Annotated in this window: 19 protein-coding genes and 1 pseudogene; 7 read left to right on the top strand and 13 right to left on the bottom strand. The window is 70.2% G+C overall.

What is annotated here, in order from left to right:
* Window positions 1-14 precede the first annotated feature (14 nt).
* Window positions 15-920: an alpha/beta fold hydrolase gene (locus AC5677_RS21830; RefSeq protein ID WP_497189609.1), complete on the bottom strand. Its 906-nt coding sequence runs from the start codon at window positions 918-920 to the stop codon at window positions 15-17.
* A gap of 106 nt (window positions 921-1,026) precedes the next feature.
* Here AC5677_RS21830 and AC5677_RS21825 point away from each other — a divergent pair, with 106 nt between their 5' ends.
* On the top strand, window positions 1,027-1,698 hold the full coding sequence (locus AC5677_RS21825) for a TetR/AcrR family transcriptional regulator (RefSeq protein ID WP_497189608.1): 672 nt from the start codon (window positions 1,027-1,029) through the stop codon (window positions 1,696-1,698).
* A gap of 27 nt (window positions 1,699-1,725) precedes the next feature.
* Here AC5677_RS21825 and AC5677_RS21820 read toward each other — a convergent pair.
* From AC5677_RS21820 to AC5677_RS21805, 4 genes and pseudogenes are all read right to left on the bottom strand, one after another.
* A pseudogene (locus AC5677_RS21820) lies at window positions 1,726-1,848 on the bottom strand (methyltransferase type 11); the annotation flags it as partial.
* Between the two features lie 251 nt (window positions 1,849-2,099).
* Window positions 2,100-3,494 (bottom strand): hypothetical protein, encoded by a 1,395-nt coding sequence (locus tag AC5677_RS21815; RefSeq protein ID WP_497189607.1) that lies wholly within the window; start codon window positions 3,492-3,494, stop codon window positions 2,100-2,102.
* Between the two features lie 11 nt (window positions 3,495-3,505).
* Window positions 3,506-4,642: a WXG100 family type VII secretion target gene (locus AC5677_RS21810; RefSeq protein ID WP_497189606.1), complete on the bottom strand. Its 1,137-nt coding sequence runs from the start codon at window positions 4,640-4,642 to the stop codon at window positions 3,506-3,508.
* The gene (locus AC5677_RS21805) at window positions 4,639-4,968 is read right to left on the bottom strand and encodes a hypothetical protein (protein ID WP_497189605.1); all 330 of its coding nucleotides are present in this window, start codon (window positions 4,966-4,968) and stop codon (window positions 4,639-4,641) included. Before AC5677_RS21805 ends, AC5677_RS21810 begins: the two co-directional genes overlap by 4 nt.
* Window positions 4,969-5,201: 233 nt before the next feature.
* Between AC5677_RS21805 and AC5677_RS21800 the strand changes: the two genes are divergently transcribed.
* On the top strand, window positions 5,202-6,017 hold the full coding sequence (locus AC5677_RS21800) for an SDR family NAD(P)-dependent oxidoreductase (protein ID WP_497189604.1): 816 nt from the start codon (window positions 5,202-5,204) through the stop codon (window positions 6,015-6,017).
* Window positions 6,018-6,065: 48 nt separating this feature from the next.
* On the opposite strand, the gene AC5677_RS21795 is transcribed toward AC5677_RS21800, so the two are convergent.
* Window positions 6,066-6,827: a TetR/AcrR family transcriptional regulator gene (locus AC5677_RS21795; protein ID WP_497189603.1), complete on the bottom strand. Its 762-nt coding sequence runs from the start codon at window positions 6,825-6,827 to the stop codon at window positions 6,066-6,068.
* Window positions 6,828-6,935: 108 nt separating this feature from the next.
* Here AC5677_RS21795 and AC5677_RS21790 point away from each other — a divergent pair, with 108 nt between their 5' ends.
* The 4 genes from AC5677_RS21790 to AC5677_RS21775 all read left to right on the top strand — a co-directional run bounded on the left by AC5677_RS21790 (window position 6,936) and on the right by AC5677_RS21775 (window position 11,541).
* Window positions 6,936-8,018: an alpha/beta hydrolase gene (locus tag AC5677_RS21790; RefSeq protein ID WP_497189602.1), complete on the top strand. Its 1,083-nt coding sequence runs from the start codon at window positions 6,936-6,938 to the stop codon at window positions 8,016-8,018.
* A gap of 110 nt (window positions 8,019-8,128) precedes the next feature.
* Entirely contained in the window at window positions 8,129-8,773 is a 645-nt protein-coding gene (wrbA, locus tag AC5677_RS21785; protein WP_497189601.1) for an NAD(P)H:quinone oxidoreductase, read from the top strand.
* Window positions 8,774-8,798: 25 nt separating this feature from the next.
* Window positions 8,799-10,214, top strand: coding sequence for a glutamate decarboxylase (gad, locus tag AC5677_RS21780; protein ID WP_497189600.1), 1,416 nt, complete (start codon window positions 8,799-8,801; stop codon window positions 10,212-10,214).
* Window positions 10,215-10,320: 106 nt separating this feature from the next.
* The gene (locus AC5677_RS21775; protein ID WP_497189599.1) at window positions 10,321-11,541 is read left to right on the top strand and encodes a hypothetical protein; all 1,221 of its coding nucleotides are present in this window, start codon (window positions 10,321-10,323) and stop codon (window positions 11,539-11,541) included.
* A 26-nt stretch (window positions 11,542-11,567) separates the two neighbouring features.
* On the opposite strand, the gene AC5677_RS21770 is transcribed toward AC5677_RS21775, so the two are convergent.
* The 5 genes from AC5677_RS21770 to AC5677_RS21750 all read right to left on the bottom strand — a co-directional run bounded on the left by AC5677_RS21770 (window position 11,568) and on the right by AC5677_RS21750 (window position 16,804).
* Window positions 11,568-12,590: a hypothetical protein gene (locus AC5677_RS21770; protein ID WP_497189598.1), complete on the bottom strand. Its 1,023-nt coding sequence runs from the start codon at window positions 12,588-12,590 to the stop codon at window positions 11,568-11,570.
* A gap of 205 nt (window positions 12,591-12,795) precedes the next feature.
* Window positions 12,796-13,437, bottom strand: a complete 642-nt coding sequence (locus AC5677_RS21765; protein WP_497189597.1) for a PadR family transcriptional regulator — start codon at window positions 13,435-13,437, stop codon at window positions 12,796-12,798.
* A gap of 299 nt (window positions 13,438-13,736) precedes the next feature.
* The gene (locus tag AC5677_RS21760) at window positions 13,737-14,285 is read right to left on the bottom strand and encodes a DinB family protein (protein WP_497189596.1); all 549 of its coding nucleotides are present in this window, start codon (window positions 14,283-14,285) and stop codon (window positions 13,737-13,739) included.
* A gap of 115 nt (window positions 14,286-14,400) precedes the next feature.
* Window positions 14,401-15,858 carry an aldehyde dehydrogenase family protein gene (locus tag AC5677_RS21755; protein ID WP_497189595.1) on the bottom strand — a complete coding sequence of 486 codons (1,458 nt, stop codon included), beginning with the start codon at window positions 15,856-15,858 and terminating at the stop codon, window positions 14,401-14,403.
* 82 nt (window positions 15,859-15,940) lie between these two features.
* Window positions 15,941-16,804 (bottom strand): Sco1979 family transcriptional regulator, encoded by an 864-nt coding sequence (locus AC5677_RS21750; RefSeq protein ID WP_497189594.1) that lies wholly within the window; start codon window positions 16,802-16,804, stop codon window positions 15,941-15,943.
* Window positions 16,805-17,115: 311 nt separating this feature from the next.
* Here AC5677_RS21750 and AC5677_RS21745 point away from each other — a divergent pair, with 311 nt between their 5' ends.
* The gene (locus AC5677_RS21745; protein WP_497189593.1) at window positions 17,116-17,640 is read left to right on the top strand and encodes an ATP-binding protein; all 525 of its coding nucleotides are present in this window, start codon (window positions 17,116-17,118) and stop codon (window positions 17,638-17,640) included.
* A 227-nt stretch (window positions 17,641-17,867) separates the two neighbouring features.
* Here AC5677_RS21745 and AC5677_RS21740 read toward each other — a convergent pair whose 3' ends face one another.
* Both AC5677_RS21740 and rpsR read right to left on the bottom strand, forming a co-directional pair.
* Window positions 17,868-18,107, bottom strand: coding sequence for a DUF397 domain-containing protein (locus AC5677_RS21740; RefSeq protein WP_497189592.1), 240 nt, complete (start codon window positions 18,105-18,107; stop codon window positions 17,868-17,870).
* Window positions 18,108-18,404: 297 nt separating this feature from the next.
* Window positions 18,405-18,641 (bottom strand): 30S ribosomal protein S18, encoded by a 237-nt coding sequence (gene rpsR / locus AC5677_RS21735; RefSeq protein ID WP_497189591.1) that lies wholly within the window; start codon window positions 18,639-18,641, stop codon window positions 18,405-18,407.
* Window positions 18,642-18,734: the final 93 nt, after the last annotated feature.

Raw genomic sequence — 18,734 nt, 5'->3', positions numbered from 1 at the left:
GGCCTCCGGCGTGGTCAGCGGGCGGCCGGCCGGCCGTCGGCGCGGTCGGCGAGGGCGCGCAGTTCGTCGGCGTAGGTGGCCCAGGCGTCGCGGGTGAAGAAGTGGCCGAGGCCCGGCAGGGTGCGCAGGCGGGCGCCGGGTATGGCGGCCGCGATGTCGCGTGCGGCCGACGCGCGTACCAGCGGGTCGTCCTCGCCGTGCAGTACCAGGGTCGGCGCGGTGATCCGGGCGAGCGGGGCGCCGTGCCATTTCGCGCCGATCTGGCGGCTCTGCGCCTTGGCGTCGCGGAAGCTGGAGACCTGGTGCGCGGCCTCCTTGTCCACGAACTCGCGCACATCGCGCTCGTCGACGTCCCGGCCGGGCCCGGCGGCGATACGGGCGACGGCGGCCGCCAAGGCGTAATCGCCCTCGGGGGTCTCGGGGTGGCGCAGTCGTGCGAAGCGGAGCACGGTCGCGAGGCGCAGATAGCGCAGGACGCGCCAGCCCTTGGCGTCACTCGGCACGGCCGATGACGTGGCGAGGCTCAGGACGCGCTCGGGGTGGCGGATGGCGATGCGCTGCGCCAGGAGCCCGCCCATGGAGACGCCGAAGAGGTGGGCGCGGTCCCAGCCGAGGGCGTCGAGCACGGCGACGGCGTCGTCGGCCAGGTCCTCGGCGCTGTAGGCGGGGGCCGTGCGGCGCAGGAGGGCCGCGGCCGGCGCGCCCTCCCGCCGGTCGGGCAGGTGCGTCGACTGACCGGCGTCGCGCTGGTCGTAGGACACGACGTGGAAGCCGCGATGGACCAGTTCGTCCACCATCCCGTCCGGCCACCAGAATCGCGAGGTCCCCAGCCCCATCACCAGCAGCAGCGGGTCGCCGCCCGCGCCGCCGAGGTCTTCGAAGGCGATCCGGATTCCGTTGTGGTGCGCAAAGCGCGGCAAGCCTGGCAGGCGCGGCAGGCGTGGCATCGCAACCCCCTCAGTTCGCAAACGACGTTCGCGAACACCGTAATCGAAAGGTAGGGTGGCGGCAACGCGGGAGGTGGCGGTGGCAGGAGAGCAAGGGCCGGTGATCTGGCTGCGGCCGGAGCAGGCACCGGTCGGACGCCCGGCCGAGCGCAGCCGCGCCGAAATCACCGCCGCCGCGGTGGAACTGGCCGACCGCGAGGGCCTGGACGCCGTCTCCATGCGCCGCCTCGCCGCGGCCCTGGGCACCGGCGCCGCCTCGCTCTACCGCTATGTGGCCACCCGCGACGACCTGCTCGACCTGATGATCGACAGCACCGCCGGCGAATACGACCTGCCCGCCCCGAGCGGCGACTGGCAGGCGGACCTTCTGGAGGTCGCCCAGCAGGCCCGGCGCATCATGCGGCGCCACCCCTGGCTGCCCCTCCTGGTCGTCACGCGTCCCACCCTCGGACCGCACGGCAGCGACCTGCTGGAGCATCTCCTCGACGTACTCGCCGACCATCCGGCCGAGCCGGGCCGCAAGCTGGAGGCGTTCGCCGTGCTGAACGGCGTGACGGCGACGTTCGTCCAGAACGAACTGGCCGCCTCGGGCCCCGGCGCCGGGCGGCAGTTCGCCTACCTGCGCCAGGTGGCCACCGCCGGGACCCATCCCCGCATCTCCGCCCTGCTCACCGCCGACCAGCCGGAACCCCCGTCCGGCGACCGGTTCGCCACCGTCCTCGCGCGCACCCTGGCCGGAGTGCTGGGCTGACCGCCGGGCGCGGGCGCCCGCGCGTGATCACCGGGGCCGGTAGGCGGTGACCAGCACGGAGACGGTGACCCGGTCGGGCAGGAGGCCGTCCTCGTCCAGGTCCGCACGGCTCACGTGGCGCGCGCTCGGCGTCATCCCCACCAGGTCCAGGGGGTGGCTCGCGCGGCGGGCACACCAAGGAGGGCGCCGTCGTCCGCCATCGCCCTCAACGCCTTCCGATCACAGGAAGAAGTAGTGCGGGGTGCTCAGGAATGCCACGCCGTGAGTTTACGAGCCTCGGCGAAGCGCTTCACGCCCGCCGACGTGGAGGGCCACGGGTCTTGTGCATGCCGGGAAGTCTGGCGGCGCGCAGGGCAGTTGGACCGGCTGGATCCGGTCGTCGGCTTCACCCCTGCCGGGGATCAGCGGGAAGCCGCGCCGGTCTCGCGTGCCAGGCGCCGCAGGAAGACGGTGCGCCGACGCAGGACCGTCAGAAAGCCCGCCAGCGGTCCGGCGACGACGGTGGCGAAGCAGATCCCGAACAGCGGCCCGCCATCGTGGCCGACCCCCGCGACGATCAGGCATACGGCAAGGAAGCCGAGGACGGACCCGTACATTCCCGGGCCGTGCACGGCCGGCTGCCACAGCACGTACGGTCCCACCGCGCGCAGGGGACGGGCGCCTTGGCCGGGTAGCTCGGCCGGTTCGCCCTGGGGGAGGCCGGCATCGCTTCCCGGGGGCGTCAACCCGCAGACGTACCGGTCGTCGTCGAGGACGAGCAGCGCCGCGACGGACCAGTCCGATGGCTTGTCCGCGGCCGGCGCCCAGTAGAGCCACCCGGCCCGGCCTTCGAGGGCTCCGGCAAGGGCTTGCGGGTCGAGGCACCGGTCGATGAACAGGTCACGGCTGCCTTCGGGCGAGGAGAGACGCAGGGCGGGGGACAGACGGGAATCGGGTTCAGGACGCTCGTTCGGTGGGGTGCGAGCGGCCTTTTTGGGGTCGGGCGACGTGAGGCATTGCCCGGCCGCCCCGCCCGCGATCTGCACCCGCAGTCTGCGCCCCGGACCGTCCCCGAGCGCGGACTTGGGGGTCATGGGTCCGTCCCAATTCTTGACGCCGGACCTGACGAGCAGGAGGAAACTGCCGATGGGAAAAGCGCCGAAGATGGCCAGGAGAGTCATCTCACCCGGTGATGCCGGGCCTCCCAGAAGGGAGTCGATATGCCGAGGGGGGATCAGCATGATGCCCAGCGAGGGGGCATCCGGGGCGTAGAGGCCACTCATCCGGTCCCCGGTTGACCAGCCGTCAGACGATGTCTTGGCTTCACCTTCCAAGCGCAGAGCTTTGCCGTGCCCACCGGGTCCGGGAGCCTCGACGGTGACCGCGTAGGTGTACGTCGTGCCGTTCTTGCCCTGATTCCGGTATACGTGATGAATCTTCGTGATCGTGACCGGCGCATACCGGTAGTCATGTTGAGTAATGGCGGTCAATTGTGGGGTGTTCTCTGATGCCGAAAAGCCGAGTAGGAAGAAGGGGCAGAACAAGCCCCAGACCAAGGAGACTGCGCACATAGCGCGCACCGGCGGCCACCACCACTGGCCCATTTTCAGCCCGAACGCCGACGGTACGCCCCCTCCCAGCCGGGAGCGCCACCGTCCGGTTGCCCGCAGCCACCACGCAAGGAACGCCACCGCCGACAGCGCCAGACAGGCCAGCAGATCCCAGCGCGGATACGGCGCGATCTTCCGTATCAGCAGACACACCAGAAACGCCACGGCACCGGCCCAGGCCAGCACCGATGCCGCGGCGGTTCCCACGTCCCGCCCCCTCACCCGAAAACGTCCTTCACTGATCCGTTCTTCGGCGACGCGGTGGCTGCATCCTTCGGCTCACCGGGGTTGTCGTCGTCCCAGATGGCGTCGTGCAGCGGCTTGCCGATGGCTCCGGCGCCACCGTAGATGATTCCCTGGGCCGGACCTTCGACAGAGAAATGCGGGCCTTCCCTACCGGGTGGCAGTTGGGTGTTCGCGCCGTGTACGGCGGCGCCTCCCGCGGCGCCGCCGACCCCGTTGACCCCCGCGTCCCAGAGCATGTCGCGCCCGCTGACGTCGTTCGACGGGTCGTTGTCGAGGTTCTTCACCCCGTCGACGGCGAACCCGCCGGCCATGCTGCCTGTGGCGCCGCCCGCCATATCTCCGAGCAGTCCAGAGCGTCGACTGAACCCTTGGGCAAGGGGATTCGCGAATTTCCCCGCAGCGTTGCCCAGAGCTTTGGTACCGGCCGTCGCGAGCATCCCCGGCCCCGTACCGACAACGGCCGACAGCCCGCCCTGCCAGACCGCGTCCTTCAGGTTGGTGTCCTGCCCCGTGAGCGCGTTGGTAATGACCGTGCCGCCGGTGTTGCTGGCCCAGTTGACCAGCACGTTCTTCAGGAAACGGTGCTCCTTCGCCAGCCGGGAGATGACTTTGAACGCCTCGCCGACCTTGCGCAGGATGGTGCCGAGCGTTTTCGCGAGTTTGGCGGCGCGGGTGGCGAGCTGAGCGGCTCGGGCGGCCCCCGCGGCCGCCGAGAAACCCATGGTCAGAAAAGACAGGCCGACGGAAACGCCGATGGAGATACCGATTTCCAGATAGATCTCATGGATCTCGGCGTTGATCTCCTCGACCGCGTCCGCGGCCTCATCGAGGCTCTTTGCCGCCGCGGGCAGTTGCGGCAGGGTCTTGTCCATCGCCGCGTCGAGGCTTTTCCAGTGTTCCGCGAATGCGTCCGCCGCGGGTCCGTGCCAATGGGACTCCAGCGTCCGCTGCACCTCGCGGTCCATGTCCTTGAACATGTTCTGGAGGTTTTCGTGGAGGTCCCGCCAGCCCTTGGCGGCCGAGCGCAGTACGTCCGGATCGCCACCGGGGTTGATGATTTCCAGTCCGGCCTCGAAGACCTGCTCCGCTACGGACTCGTCGCCGCTCATGCGTGACGGCCCTGGTCGAAGCCGGTCGCCAGGGACTCGTCGGTCGCCGTGGCGTTGTGCTGGACCGTGCGCAGCCCGTCGCCGAGGTGGTCCAGGTGCGCGCGCAGGGCATGCAGCGACTCGACCATGTCATGGGACATCTCGATGTACGCGGACGTCACCTCCTCGGATTCGGTGAGTACGCCGAATCCGTCGTGAATCACCTCGGAGTCGGTCTTGGCCTGGAATTCCTTCAGATAGGTCTCCAGGTCCGATCCGTAGGCATCGAAGCTCTTCGCCAGCTGCGAAAGCGCCGCGGCGTCCACTAACGATTCGTTTTCGGGCATGCGTATCCCCGTTCCGCTCCCAGGCATGGTGACGGCACAAGACAGAAAGGCGCCGTGGCGTATCAGCGTAGAAGTGCGGTGATCTTCATTGCGGGCGCCGGGGTCGTTCTTGTCGGAACCTTTATGCCGCGTCGCGGGCGGGACCGCCGGCGGGAAGTCGGCGCCCGGTGACGAGCGGAAAGACAGCACGGCACGCACACCCTCGCGCCGCACCGAACCGCCACACTGACCGCATGAGCAGCCGACCCACCACACTGATCACCGGCGCGACCCAGGGCATGGGCCGCGGCCTCGCCCTCGATCTCGCCGCACGCGGCGGCACCGTCCTGCTGCACGGCCGCAATCAGGCCCGTCTCGACGCCGTCGCGGCCGAGGTAGCGACCGCCGCCCCCGACGCCACCGTCCGCACCTACCTCGCCGACCTGGCCGACCTCGACCAGGTGCATGCGATGGCCGCGGAGATCCGCGCGGCCGAGCCCCGCCTCGACGGGCTGATCAACAACGCCGTCGCGGGCGGCGGCACCGATCCGCTCAAGCGCGAGCTGAGCCGTCAGGGCCACGAACTCCGCTTCGCCGTGAACCACCTCGCCCCGTACGCCCTCACCCGAGATCTGCTGCCGCTGCTCACCGCCTCGGCGCCCGCCCGCATCGTCAATGTCGCCTCGATAGGGCAGGAAGCCATCGACTTCGACAACGTCATGCTGGAGCGGGACTACGAGGGCCTGCGCGCCTACTGCCGCAGCAAACTCGCCCTGATCATGGCGACGTTCGAACTCGCCGCCGAGCTGGACGGCACCGGCGTCACGGTGAACACCCTGCACCCGGCGCACCTGATGGACACCGAAGGGGTGCGCGCGTACGGCCTGACGCCGGTCACCGGCATCGACGAGGGCGTGCGGCCGACCGTACGACTGCTCACCGACCCGGACCTGGCGACCACCACGGGCCGCTACTTCGACCGGTTCACCGACACCCGCGCCCACGAACAGGCCTACGACCCCGAGGCCCGCGCCCGCCTGATGGAACTGACCCGCGCGCTCGTGGGGTAGCGGAGAGCGGGTCAGCGGAGAGACGGGCCGCCATGAGCCGGCGGCCCGTCAGGCCTCCTCGGCGTCGTCGATGAGCGCCTGGACGCCGTCGAGGATGCGCTCCAGGCCGAAGTCGAGCGGGTCGACCGGCGGCGGCGCGAAGGCGCCCTGCGCGATGGCCTTGGTCAGGGCGGGGAAGCGGTCGGCGTGGCGGTCGAGGAGTTCGCCGGTGAGGCGGTTCCACTCCTGGTCGTGGTCCTCGTCGAAGTCGGCCCGCTGCTGGGCGAGGTTGCGCACCAGGCCGACGATCAGGAGGAAGACCTGGTGGCGCTGGGCGGCCGTCAGGGGCGTCGGCTCCATGGCGGCGAGCGCGGCGTCCAGCCAGGCGAGCTGGCCGGGCCCCATGACCTGGCGGCGCATCGCGGTGGCCGCGAGCAGCCAGGGGTGGGCCTGGTAGACGGCCCATGACCGGCGGGCCCATTCCTCTAGCCGGGGCCGCCAGCCGGGGCCCGCGGCGGTGAGGTCGGGGCGCTCCGCGCTGACGGCCTCGATCATCAGCTCGACGAGTTCGGCCTTGCCGGGGACGTAGCGGTAGAGGGCCATGGCCGAGACGCCGAACTCGGCGGCGACCTTGTTCATCGAGACGGCGTCCAGGCCCTCGGCGTCGGCGAGGGCCACGGCGGCCTCGGCGATGCGGCGGGGGGTGAGGCTGGGCTTGGGGCCGCGAGTGGGCTGGTCCTGCTCGCCCCACAGCAGCGCCACGCTGGTGCGCAGGTCGCGCCCCTTCTCCTTGGCCCCCTTGTTTCCCCGTGCTGTGCCGGCCTTGGCCATGACGGTCCTCCCTGTCGGTGCCGCGGCGCCGGGGTGTTGACGCCGCCACCAACTGTATATACCTTAAACGTCACCGCTTACGACATAAACAGTTTAGGGGGAACACTCATGCTCGGCACCCTCGTCCTCGCCACCTCCGCCGCCGTCGTCGCCGCGCCCGTGGCCGGCCTGCTCGGCTACCGGCAGCTCAAGCGCGCCGCCCACGCCAAAAAGCTCCGCATCACCACCCCGAACGGCATCGACGAAGCCGGCTTCGTCCGCATCGGCGGCATCGACCAATGGATCTCGATCCGCGGCGAGGACCTCCGCAACCCGGTCATCGTCGAGGTCCACGGCGGCCCCGGCGCCTCCCACCTCGTCTACACCCCGCGCACCCGCGCCTGGGAGCGGCACTTCACCCTCGTGCGCTGGGACCTGCGCGGCGCCGGCAAGACCTTCGGCCGCACCGGCCCGGACGGGCAGGGCGAGATGCGCCTGGAGCGGCTCCAGCGCGACGCCGTCGAGGTCACCGAGCACATCCGCGCCCGGCTCGGCGTCGAGAAGGTCGTGCTGGTCGCCAACTCCCTGGGCTCCGTCCTCGGGCTACGCCTGGCCCGCAGCCACCCCGAGCTGTACTCCGCCTACGTCGGCACCGACCAGAACATCAACGCCGGCGGGCGCGAGCGCGCGGCGTACGGCGCGCTGCTGGACCGGCTGCGGAAGGCGGGCAAGCGCAAGGAACTGGCCGCCGTCACCGCGATGGGCGCCGACAAGTCGGCCTGGAGCACCGAGCAGTGGACGCAGCACAACAAGCTGCTCGTCACCTCCGACCCGCTGACCTACGACACCATGAAGACCGTGGTGATCCGCTCGCTGTGGTTCTCACCGCTGCACACCCTCCGCGAGCTGGGCACCTACTTCAAGGGCATGACCTTCTCCGAGCGCCTCGCGCCCGAGTGCCTGACGATCGACGAGTGGGCCGAGGGCACCTCGTTCCGCATCCCGTTCTTCGTCTTCCAGGGCGATCGCGACGCCATCACCCCGGCCGAGCCGGCCAGGCGGTTCTTCGACGACGTCACCGCCCCGGTCAAGGACTTCGCGCTCATCCAGGACGCGAGCCACTTCGCGTCCTTCCGCCACCCGGACCGGTTCCTCGACCTGATGCTCACCAAGGTGCGCCCGGCGGTCACCGGCGAGCCGATCGCCCGCTGACGGCCGTCGCGTCCGGCCCCGGGCGTCCGGCCCCCGCCCCGCCCCACTGGCCGAACCCTGGAGGCCGGGCGCCCGTTCTGCCCCTATCGTCGGGATCCAGGAGGTGCCCCATGTCCCCGGAACCGCCCCCGCCCCACTCCCCACCGGTGCACGTAGCCGTCATCTACTACTCCTCGACCGGCACCGTCGCCGAACTCGCCCGGGTGATCGCGGACACCGCCGAGCACGAGGGGGCGGAGGTGCGCCTGCGCCGCGCGGCCGAGCTGGCGCCGCAGGTGGCGATCGAGTCGAATCCGGCGTGGGCGGCGAACGTCAGGGCGACCGCCGACATCCTGGAGGCGACGGCCGAGGACATGCTCTGGGCGGACGCGGTGATCTTCGGTACGCCCACCCGCTTCGGCAATGTGACCTCGCAGCTCAAACAGTTCCTGGACACCCTGGGCAGCCACTGGCAGCAGGGCCATCTGGCCGACAAGGTCTACAGCGGCTTCACCGCGTCCGCCACCAAGCACGGCGGCCAGGAATCGACCCTGCTCGCGCTCTACCAGACCATTCACCACTTCGGCGGCATCCTCGTCACCCCCGGATACACCGACCCGGCGAAGTTCGCCGACGGCAATCCGTACGGCACCTCACACGTCGGCGGCCCCGACACCCCCGTCGACGACGAGGCCCGCACCGCGGCACGCATCCAGGCGAAGCGCGTCGTGAAATTCACCCGGGCCATCAAGTCCGGTTTGTCGCAAGCCAGTTGATGCACGGACGGATGGACGGCGGACCATGACCCTGCACAAAGGCGCAACCGAGAGCGACCGGCAGGCCGCCGGCCACTCGGTCAACCCCTTCTACGGCGAGGCCGATCCGGTGTCGGGCATGATCACCTCGCCGCCGCGGCACACCCTCCCCGAAGGCCCGATCTCCCCGCACACCGCCTACCAGTTCGTGCACGACGAACTGATGCTGGACGGCAATTCCCGGCTCAACCTCGCGACCTTCGTCACCACCTGGATGGAGCCGCAGGCCGGGATCCTGATGGGCGAATGCCGCGACAAGAACATGATCGACAAGGACGAGTACCCACGCACCGCCGAGCTGGAGCGGCGCTGCGTGGCGATGCTCGCCGACCTGTGGCACGCGCCCGACCCGTCCTCCACCGTCGGCTGCTCCACCACCGGGTCGAGCGAGGCCTGCATGCTGGCCGGGATGGCACTGAAGCGCCGCTGGATGCGGAACAACCAGGACCGCTATCCGGGCCGGGCCCGCCCCAACCTCATCATGGGCGCCAACGTCCAGGTCTGCTGGGAGAAATTCTGCAACTTCTGGGAGGTCGAGGCGCGCCAGGTCCCGATGGAAGGCGACCGCTTCCACCTCGACGCGGAGACCGCCGTCGACCTCTGCGACGAGAACACCATCGGCGTCGTCGCCATCCTCGGCTCGACCTTCGACGGGTCCTACGAGCCGGTGGCCGACATCTGCGCCGCCCTCGACGCACTCCAGGAACGCAAGGGCTGGGACATTCCGGTGCACGTCGACGGCGCGTCCGGCGCCATGATCGCGCCGTTCCTCGACCCGGACCTGGAGTGGGACTTCCGGCTGCCGCGGGTCGCCTCGATCAACACCTCCGGGCACAAGTACGGCCTGGTCTACCCCGGCGTCGGCTGGGTGCTGTGGCGCGATGTCGCGGCGCTGCCCGAGGAGCTGGTCTTCCGCGTCAACTACCTGGGCGGCGACATGCCGACCTTCGCCCTCAACTTCTCCCGCCCCGGCGCACAGGTCGCCGCCCAGTACTACACCTTCCTGCGGCTGGGCCGGGAGGGCTACCGCGCCGTCCAGCAGGCGACGCGCGAGGTGGCCGGCTCGATGGCCGAACGGATCGCCGCGCTGGGCGACTTCCGCCTCCTCACCCGCGGCGACGAACTGCCCGTCTTCGCCTTCACCACGACCGACGACATCAAGGCCTTCGACGTCTTCGACGTCTCCCGGCGCATGCGGGAACGCGGCTGGCTGATCCCCGCCTACACCTTCCCCCCGAACCGCGAGGACCTCTCCGTCCTGCGCATCGTCTGCCGCAACGGCTTCTCCCAGGACCTCGCCGACCTCTTCCTCGCCGACCTGGAACAGCTGCTGCCCGAACTCCGCGAGCAGCCCGGCCCGCTGCAGCGGCCGGAAAGCATGGCGACGGCGTTCCACCACTGACCGCCCCGGCCAACTCCCGCCCGCCGCGCACCGGCTCGCGGACGCGAAGCAACCAAGTGGGCGCTAACCGCCTCTTTCCGGGAAACCGGATCGAGGGGGCAGCGTCGTGGGCTGGTTGCGTATCACGGTCGCCGCGATGTGCGGTGCGATGGCGGTGTGCGGCGTCACCGCGCCCGGTGCCGCGGCGGCCGACGACGGCAGCCAGGCCAAGAAGAAGCCGCAGCTGCTGTTCCAGACCGACGGCGAGCGGCCCGGACAGCTCGTCGATCTGGAGGTGATCGGCGTCAAGGCCCGGCACGAGAAGGTCGTCGTGACCTCCCGGGCCTTCCCCCGCCCCCTCCGGCTCGCCTACCACCAGGACCCGATGACGGAGCCCACCTGGGGCCTCAGTTACCGCGCCCGGACCCCGATCGCGATGAGGACCCGCCCCGGCACCTACCCACTCACGGTCGAGATCGCCGGGCGCATCACGCAACGGAGCAAGATCCGCGTGGTGGCCGCGCCCCGGCCCTCGTTCGACGTGGCCGGCGATCTGGACGGGAACCGCCCCGGCGCGCCGGTCGGGCTGTCCTACGACGATCTGTACCCGGGGGAGACCGGCACGTCCTTCACGGTGCACTCCAAGGCGTTCAAGGGCCCCGTCCCGCTCCGGCACGACGAGCACGGCGGGTACTGGCACATTCCCCGGATGTTCGAGGCGGTGCCCAGGGTGCGGCCGGAGGCCGAGGACGGCACGTACAAGGTGGTGCTGACCGGCCCGAAGGGGCGGGTGATCGCCGAGCGCCGGCTCACGGTACGGGCCGCCCGGCCCGGCGACCACGACTACAAGGGCAAGGGGCACGGCCCCGAGTTCTTCCGGAAGCGCGGCTACATCGAGGACTCCACCCGCCACTTCCGCGTCAAGGCCGGCGGCCGGATGCAGGTGGTGTGGTGGGACCGTTCACCCGACCCGGGTGAGGAGGAGCGACTGACCGCGACCTCACCGGCGTTCGAGGGGCCGGTGCGGCTGAGGCGGGACGACAGCAAAGCCGGTGACGGCGACGACCCGCGCTTCTACGGTCCGGCCAGGATCCGGTCCGACCTGGACAGCGGCAGCTATCCCGTGACCGTCGTCAGCCACCACGGGCGGGTCAGGCGCAGCAGCAACCTCGTCGTGACGGCAGCGTCCGGACACCACAGCGGCACGGGCACGCCGGGGCAGGACGGCGGGAGCGGGGGCATTGCGCCCCTGGCGGTGGCCGGCGCCGGCGCCGGGACGCTGGCGGCGGGCGGGGCCGTCACCCTGCTGCTCCGGGCCCGCCGGGCGCGGACCGACGACTCCCGCTGACGCCGCCGGCCCCCTCCCCCACCGGCCTACGCGCCGGAACCGCCCTGCCGCCGCCGCACGACGAAGACCGCCCCGGCGCCCGCGAGGACCGCGGCACCACCGAGGGCGGCGACGGTCGGCAGCGCGTCGGAGGAACCGGTCGTGGCGAGCTTGCCGTCGGACGGGCCGCCGACCGGGCTCTCGTCGCGCGCACCGGACGCCGCGGGCTTGGTCCCTGCGGTGTCCGCGTGGGCAGCGTGGGCCGCGTGGCCGGGCGTTCCGGGCTTGCCGGCGGTTCCGGGCGCGCCCGGCGTCGCCGCCTTCCGCGGCTTCCCCGGCTTCCCCGGCTTGGCCTTGGCATCGGTGACCTTGCCCGGCTTGCTGCCGGCGGCCAGGACGGTGAAGTCGAACCGGCTGATCTCATCGAAGCCGCACTGGCCGTCCTCGCCGTACGAGTGGCCGAGGGTGAAGAAGTAGCCGGTGCCCGCCTTGGCCTTCTTGCCGATCTTGATCCGCATCTTGGCGTCGGCGTGCTCGCCCGGCTTGAGGTTCTTCAGGGTGGCGAACTCTTCGTTGTCGAAGACCCCGGCGCCGCCTCCCTCGATGGGCTTCCACTTGCCGGTGACCGGGTTGAACCAGTCGACCGTCACGGCCAGCTCGGAGACGTCCTTGATCTTCGGGTCCGCGGTGCCGAGATCGAGGGAGACATCGGTCTCCATGACCTTCACCTTGGACACGTTCACCACGCGATAGGTGAACCCGTGCCAGCCCGATCCGGCGACGATCTTGCCCGGGAGGCCGCGCAGCCCCGTCTTGCCGCGCTCCTCTTCGGGGATCCCGGAGCAGAAGGTCGGGCGGGTGTACTCGGGGGACGGCTCACCGCTCGGTTCTGCCGACGCGGCGGCGGCCGGCTCGGAAGCACTCGGCTCGGCCGGCCCGGAGGCGGCCGGCTTGGGCGAGGCGGCCGGCCCCTCCTCCGTCGCCTGGGCGGCGGGGGCCGCGAGCAGTGCCACGGGCCCCATGACGGCAAGGGCGACAACGGTGCCCGCCAGAGTGCGGTGAAGCTTCATCCAGACCTTCTTCGGGAGTCAGAGCGGCCGCCGCGACCCGCCCGGCGTGATCCGGCCATACGCGATACGGCTGTACGCGAACATGACCTGCGATTTCTCCCGAAGGTTGCACACCGTCCGACCACTCGCCGGGTGATCGTCCTCACAGCGGCCCCACAGCGAACTCACAGGCCCGCCAGGGCCGGTTCGGCCTGCCCCGGCCGAATCAGCGATCGTCCCCAGGATGGACGTCCTCCGTCGCGTAAGGGTTCTCCTGCCCCTCCGCCAGCACTCCCACGAACGGCTCCCCCTCCCCCGCGAAGACATACGCGCCGCCCTCGATCCGCTCGATCAGCCCGCGAGTCCACTCCGCGCCGCTGTCCGCGGAGCACACCCACATGTTCATGATCTCGCCGATATGGCCCAGCTGACCGGGCCCTCCCTCGGGCGTGTAGTACTCGGTGACCGCGCTCCGCCACTCCTCCAGGCCGCGCACCCGCTCCTTGAGCAGCGCCACCGCCTCGGCCCGGGGCAGGTCAAGCAGAAAGCCGATACCGGCGCTGAGCACATCGGGCTTCTGATCGTGCTGCGAGAGTGCCTCGCGCAGCAGCGTGAAGAACTCCGCCTCGCCCGCCTCGGTCACCTCGTATTCGGTACGGGGCGGGCCGCCGACGGTGCTGGGCGCGACGTCATGGGCGAGCAGCAGCCCTTGCTTCGCCATCTGCTTGAGCGCGTGATAGATCGAGCCCGGCTTGGCGTTGGACCACTCATGGGCGCCCCAGTACTCCAGGTCGTTGCGCACCTGATAGCCGTGCGCCCGCCCGTGCTGCCGCACGGCACCCAACACCAACAGCCGGATCGCCGACATCGCTTCCTCAATCCCTCACAGCCGTCCTGCCCACAGACTAGACGGCCCCACCCCTCGACGGATTGAGCTATTCAACCTTGACTACATCGGGCCCCGCCCCGCGCGCACGGTCCGCCCGCACCGCCGCCGCAGCGGAGGACACCCCGACCAGGAGCGGCCCACAGAGGCCGAAGACCCCGAACTCTCCCCGCACGAAAGCGAGTTGACGAGGCACGCCGGGCGGCGGGCGGCGGGCGGCGGGACCACTGACCGCCCCGCAGAGCACCGACCGGCCGCCCCCGCTCGCCGCTCCCCCGCCGCTACTCCCCCTGCGCCGCCTGCTCCTCGTCCACCAGCTCGAAGGCCGTCTTGCCGTCGAGGGACTCGCGGACGATGTCGGCATGACCGGCGTGCCGGGCGGTCTCCTCGATCAGATGCAGTACGAGCCAGCGCATCGACTGCCGGGCGTTCGGCGGGAACCACGGCGCCTCCGGCAGCGGGAAGGTGTCGTCCAGGCTCGGCACCTTGCGGATGAACTCCTCGGTCAGCCGCGCGATCTCGTCCCAGTGCGCCAGCACCCCGGCCAGCGTCTCGCCGTCCTCCAACTGGAAGCTCAGGTGCCAGGTGTCCTGGGTCCGCACGACGGACTGCGGCAGCTCCTGCGCCATCTCGACCCAGCGCTGCTCGACCTCCGCGACATGCTTGACCAGCCCGCCCAGCGACAGTTCGCTGGCGCTCGGCCGCCCGGAGGCCTGCTCGTCGCTCAGCCCCAGGACCGCCCGCCGCAGCCCGCCGCGCTGCGCCTCCAGGAAGCCCAGCAGCGCACCGCGCTCGTCACCAGGGGCCTCGGCAAGTACGTGAGTGGGCATAACAGCCGCCTTTCGTGGCATCCGCCGGCGGACGGCACCGCGCCGTCCGCTTCCCGACACCCCTCACGTTAGGAGCCAAGTAGGACAGTTTCTGCCCTACTTGGGAATCGGCGGCTCAGAACGGAAACTGCGACCGGCCGTGCTGGATGGAGATCCACTTCGTCGTCGTGAACGCCTCCACCATCGCGTCGCCGTTCAGCCGCCCCACCCCGGAACTCTTCTCGCCGCCGAACGGCACGATCGGCTCGTCGTGCACCGTGCCGTCGTTGATGTGGATCATCCCGGTGTCGATGCGCTTGGCGAACCGCACCCCGCGCTCGATGTCCCCGGTGTGCACGGCGCCGCTGAGCCCGTACGGCGTGGCGTTGGTGAGCCGCACGGCCTCGTCGTCGCCGTCGAAGGGGATCAGCAGGACGACCGGGCCGAAGATCTCCTGGGTGAGGAGCGGGGAGTCCTCCGGCAGGCCGCTGAGCACGCTCGGCCCGACCAGCGTGCCCCGGGTCTCGCCGTGGACGAGCGCGGCGGCACCGTCGGCGACCGCCCGGTCCACCAGGGCGGCGATGGCCTCGGCCTGGCCCTCGTTGATCAACGGCCCGATATGCGTCCCCGGATCCGTCGGGTCGCCGACCTTCAAGGACGCGACCTTGGCGACGAACTTCTCGGTGAACTCCCGCTCCACGGCGCGGTCCACCAGCACGCGGTTGGCGGCCATGCAGACCTGGCCCTGGTGGACGAAGCGGCTGAAGACGGCGGCGTCCACGGCGTAGTCGATATCCGCGTCGTCGAGGACGACCAGCGCGCTGTTGCCGCCCAGCTCCAGGATCGAGTGCTTGAAGTTCGCGGCGGCGACCGTCGCGACATGGCGGCCGACCTTCTCCGAACCGGTGAAGGAGATGGTCTTGGGTACCGGGTGCTCGATCAGCGCATCACCGATCTCGGCGATGTCGGTGACCACGACATTCAGCAGCCCGGCCGGCAGCCCGGCGTCCTCGAAGATCCTGGCGACCAGCCCGCCACCGCAGATCGGGGTGTTCTGGTGCGGCTTGAGGACAACGGCGTTCCCCAGCGCCAGCGCGGGCGCGACGGACTTGACGGAAAGGAGGAAGGGGAAGTTGAAGGGGGAGATGACCCCCACGACACCGACCGGGAGCCGGTAGAGGCGGTTCTCCTTGCCGTCAATGGGCGAGGGCAGAATCCGGCCCTCGGCACGCAGCGCCAGCTGCATCGCCTCGCGCAGGAATTCCCGTACCAGATGCAGCTCGAAGCCCACCTTGGCCCGCGTCCCGCCGACCTCCGCGGCGATCGCCGCGCCCAGTTCCTCCTCGCGGTCGTCGATGATCCGCAGCGCCCGCTCGAAAACCAGCCGCCGGGTATAGGGGTTGGTCGCACCCCATTCCCGCTGGGCGCGTTCGGCGGCGCGATAGGCCTGGTCGACCTCCTCGACCGTGGCCACGGTTATCGACGTCAGCTTTTCGCCGTTATAGGGATTGAAATCGACGATGTCCCACGAGCCGCTGCCCGAGCGCCACTCGCCGTCGATGAACTGATACGCCAACTCGTCGAAGTAGGACATGCCATCCCGATCTGGAGGAAGGGCGCTCAGGGCGCCGCAGTGGGGGTGCTGACTCCTGATGGTTTTTCATCCTACCCACGCGTCACATCAGTTGGAGGAGACCGCGCAACAGGTCGCGGGTCTCGGCCGGATTCGGCCCCTCTTCCTGGAGACGGTCCATCGCCCGCGCGTACTGCGCCACTTCCTCGGGCTTGTCCACGTACAGCGCGCTGGTCAGCTGTTCCAGATAGACGACGTCCGGCAGCCCCGTCTCCGGGAACCCCAGCATGGTGAACGCGCCGCTCTCCGCCGCGTGCCCGCCGAAACTGAACGGCATGACCTGGAGGTGCACATTCGGCCGCTCGGACAGATCGATCAGATGCCGCAACTGGTCGCGCATCACCGCGCGGTCGCCGTACGGGCGACGCAGCGCCGCCTCGTCCAGCACACAGTGGAACTCCGCCGGCTGCTCGGCCACCAGCAGCTTCTGCCGCTCCAGCCGCAGCGCGACCCGGCGCTCTATCTCGGCGGTACCGGCGCCGGGCATACCGCTCCGGACGACCGCATGCGCATAGCCCTCCGTCTGCAACAGCCCGTGCACGAACTGGACTTCGTAGTTACGGATGAGGGAAGTCGAACCCTCCAGACCGACATATGTCTGGAACCAGCCGGGCAGCACATCGGTGTAACTGTGCCACCAGCCCGTCGCATTGGCCTCGCGGGCGAGGGAGAGCAGCGCATCGCGCTCCTGCTCGTCCCCGACCCCGTACAGCGAGAGCAGATCCTCCACATCGCGCGCCTTGAAGCTCACCCGCCCCAATTCCATGCGGCTGATCTTGGATTCCGACGCACGGATCGAGTAGCCGGCCGCCTCACGGGTTATGCCACGCGATTCACGAAGCCTGCGGAGCTGCGCCCCCAGCAGGATGCGCCGCACCACCGACCCGCTCGACTCACCTTCGGACACCTCTCAGACCCTCCTGTGACCCCACCCCGTCCAATGGTGCGCCGCAGTCTGCCACGTTCGCGCTTCGTTGAGTGCTCGTGCGGTTACTGATATGTGACTTCCGCGCAAGGCCTCCACACGAAGTCGAGGAAAAAACAGCCCGATATCGCCCCGTTCTCCGCAATCGAGGCGCGTGCACGTGCATCTGCCCTTGCATCTGTCGTGGACATTGGGAACGATAGGCGACGCACACATGCTCGCTCGTGAAAGATCCGCCAGATCCGGCTGACCGGCCAGGGTCATGACGTCCGCGAACGCCAGGAGTGCCTCGCATGGGGACCAGGGTTTTGACCATGCTCGAGCCGTTAGGGCAGGGCCTTCCTCCCGTCGACCCCTTGTCCGTCTCCGGATCCGTGTCCTGCACGCTCCCGCCGCGGTACGAATCGGTCGGCGGTGCACGGAAGTTCACCCGCGACACCCTCCAGAGATGGGATCTGGACGAGCTCTTCGACGGGGTCGCCCTGGTCGTCTCCGAACTCGTCACCAACGCCCTGCGGCATGCGATCCTCGCCACGGAGCCACTCGCACCGGAGGCCCGGGTCCCGGAGCCCCGTATGCCGGAGACGGCCATCGGCGCCGCGCCCGCCCGGCTGCACCTGATGCGCTGGTCCTCCCGGCTGATCTGCGCCGTACGCGACCCCAGCGACGCCTCACCGGTCGCCGGGGAGGCCGACTCGGCCGCGGAATCGGGCCGCGGGCTCTACCTGGTGGAGTCCTTCAGCGACAGCTGGGGCTGGCACCGGCTCACCGGCGCGATGCACGGCAAGATCGTATGGGCCCAGTTCCGGCTGCCGTAGAGCCGGAACGGGAGACCCCGGAGAACCCGGGGAGCCCGGAGAACCGCACCTCGGTGCACGGATGCACGGCCCTGCCCGGCGGCCCCTGGAGGCGCCCCGCCCGGACGGGGCCTCTGTCGTACGTACCCGCACCCGGGCAAGCCGCCGCTCCCACGCCGAACGTCGAACGCCGAACATCAAACGCCGAACGCCGAACGCCAAAGGGTCGAACTTTCGGTCCTGCGCGCCTATTCGCCCACGAGATGGTCGAATTCCCCGTCCTTGACGCCGAGCAGCATCGCCTCGACCTCGGCGGGCGTATAGATGAGCGCCGGGCCGTCCGGAAAGCGGGAGTTGCGTACCGCGATCTCACCCCCGGGCAGCTTCGCGAATTCCACGCAGGAACCCTGGGAATTGCTGTGCCTGCTCTTCTGCCAGGCCGCATCGCGGAGATCCGTGGCGGCCATGCCGTTGTATGCGTGGGGCACAGGGCTCTCCCAGTGAGAAAGGGCGTCAACTGCCGGGGATCATAGCTGTGTTCACATGCAGATGCATGCGCAGATGCACGTGCACGACAGCGCGTGCCGCCCCCGTCACAGCTCGTCGAGCGCCTTCCCCGAACGCCCCCTCACAATCGGCCGACGACCGTCCCGCATGCGGCGGTGCCGCCACACCTGGTACGGCTCGTCGAGGTCGAAGCCCTCATCGGCCAGGCCATCCCCTCCTTTCTCGTCATCGCGGGTGCGCCCTTCCGGCAGGGCGGGGCAGGGCAGGGACGGCGCCGGTCACCGGGAGGCGTACGGCAGCAGCGCCATCTCCCGGGCGTTCTTGATGGCGCGGGCAAGCTGCCGCTGCTGCCGCGCGGTGACCCGGGTGACGCGACGGCTGCGGATCTTGCCGCGGTCCGAGAGGAACTTCCGCAGCAGATCGGTGTCCTTGTAATCGATGTAGGTGATGCCCGCCGCATCCAGCGGGTTGGGGCGGGGCGTGGTCCTGCGGCGGGGGTCGTGCCGACGGGGCATGGGAGCTTCCTTCACTGGCAGCACTTAAGGGCTTCACTTGCACTACAGGGCCGGATCCGTACGCATCACGGCCGGTTTCCGGCCCGTCCTACG

The sequence above is a fragment of the Streptomyces sp. JLSY215 genome, assembly GCF_059682825.1.
Note: the sequence above shows the minus strand (reverse complement) of the source record. Positions and strands in the feature narration are given on the sequence as shown.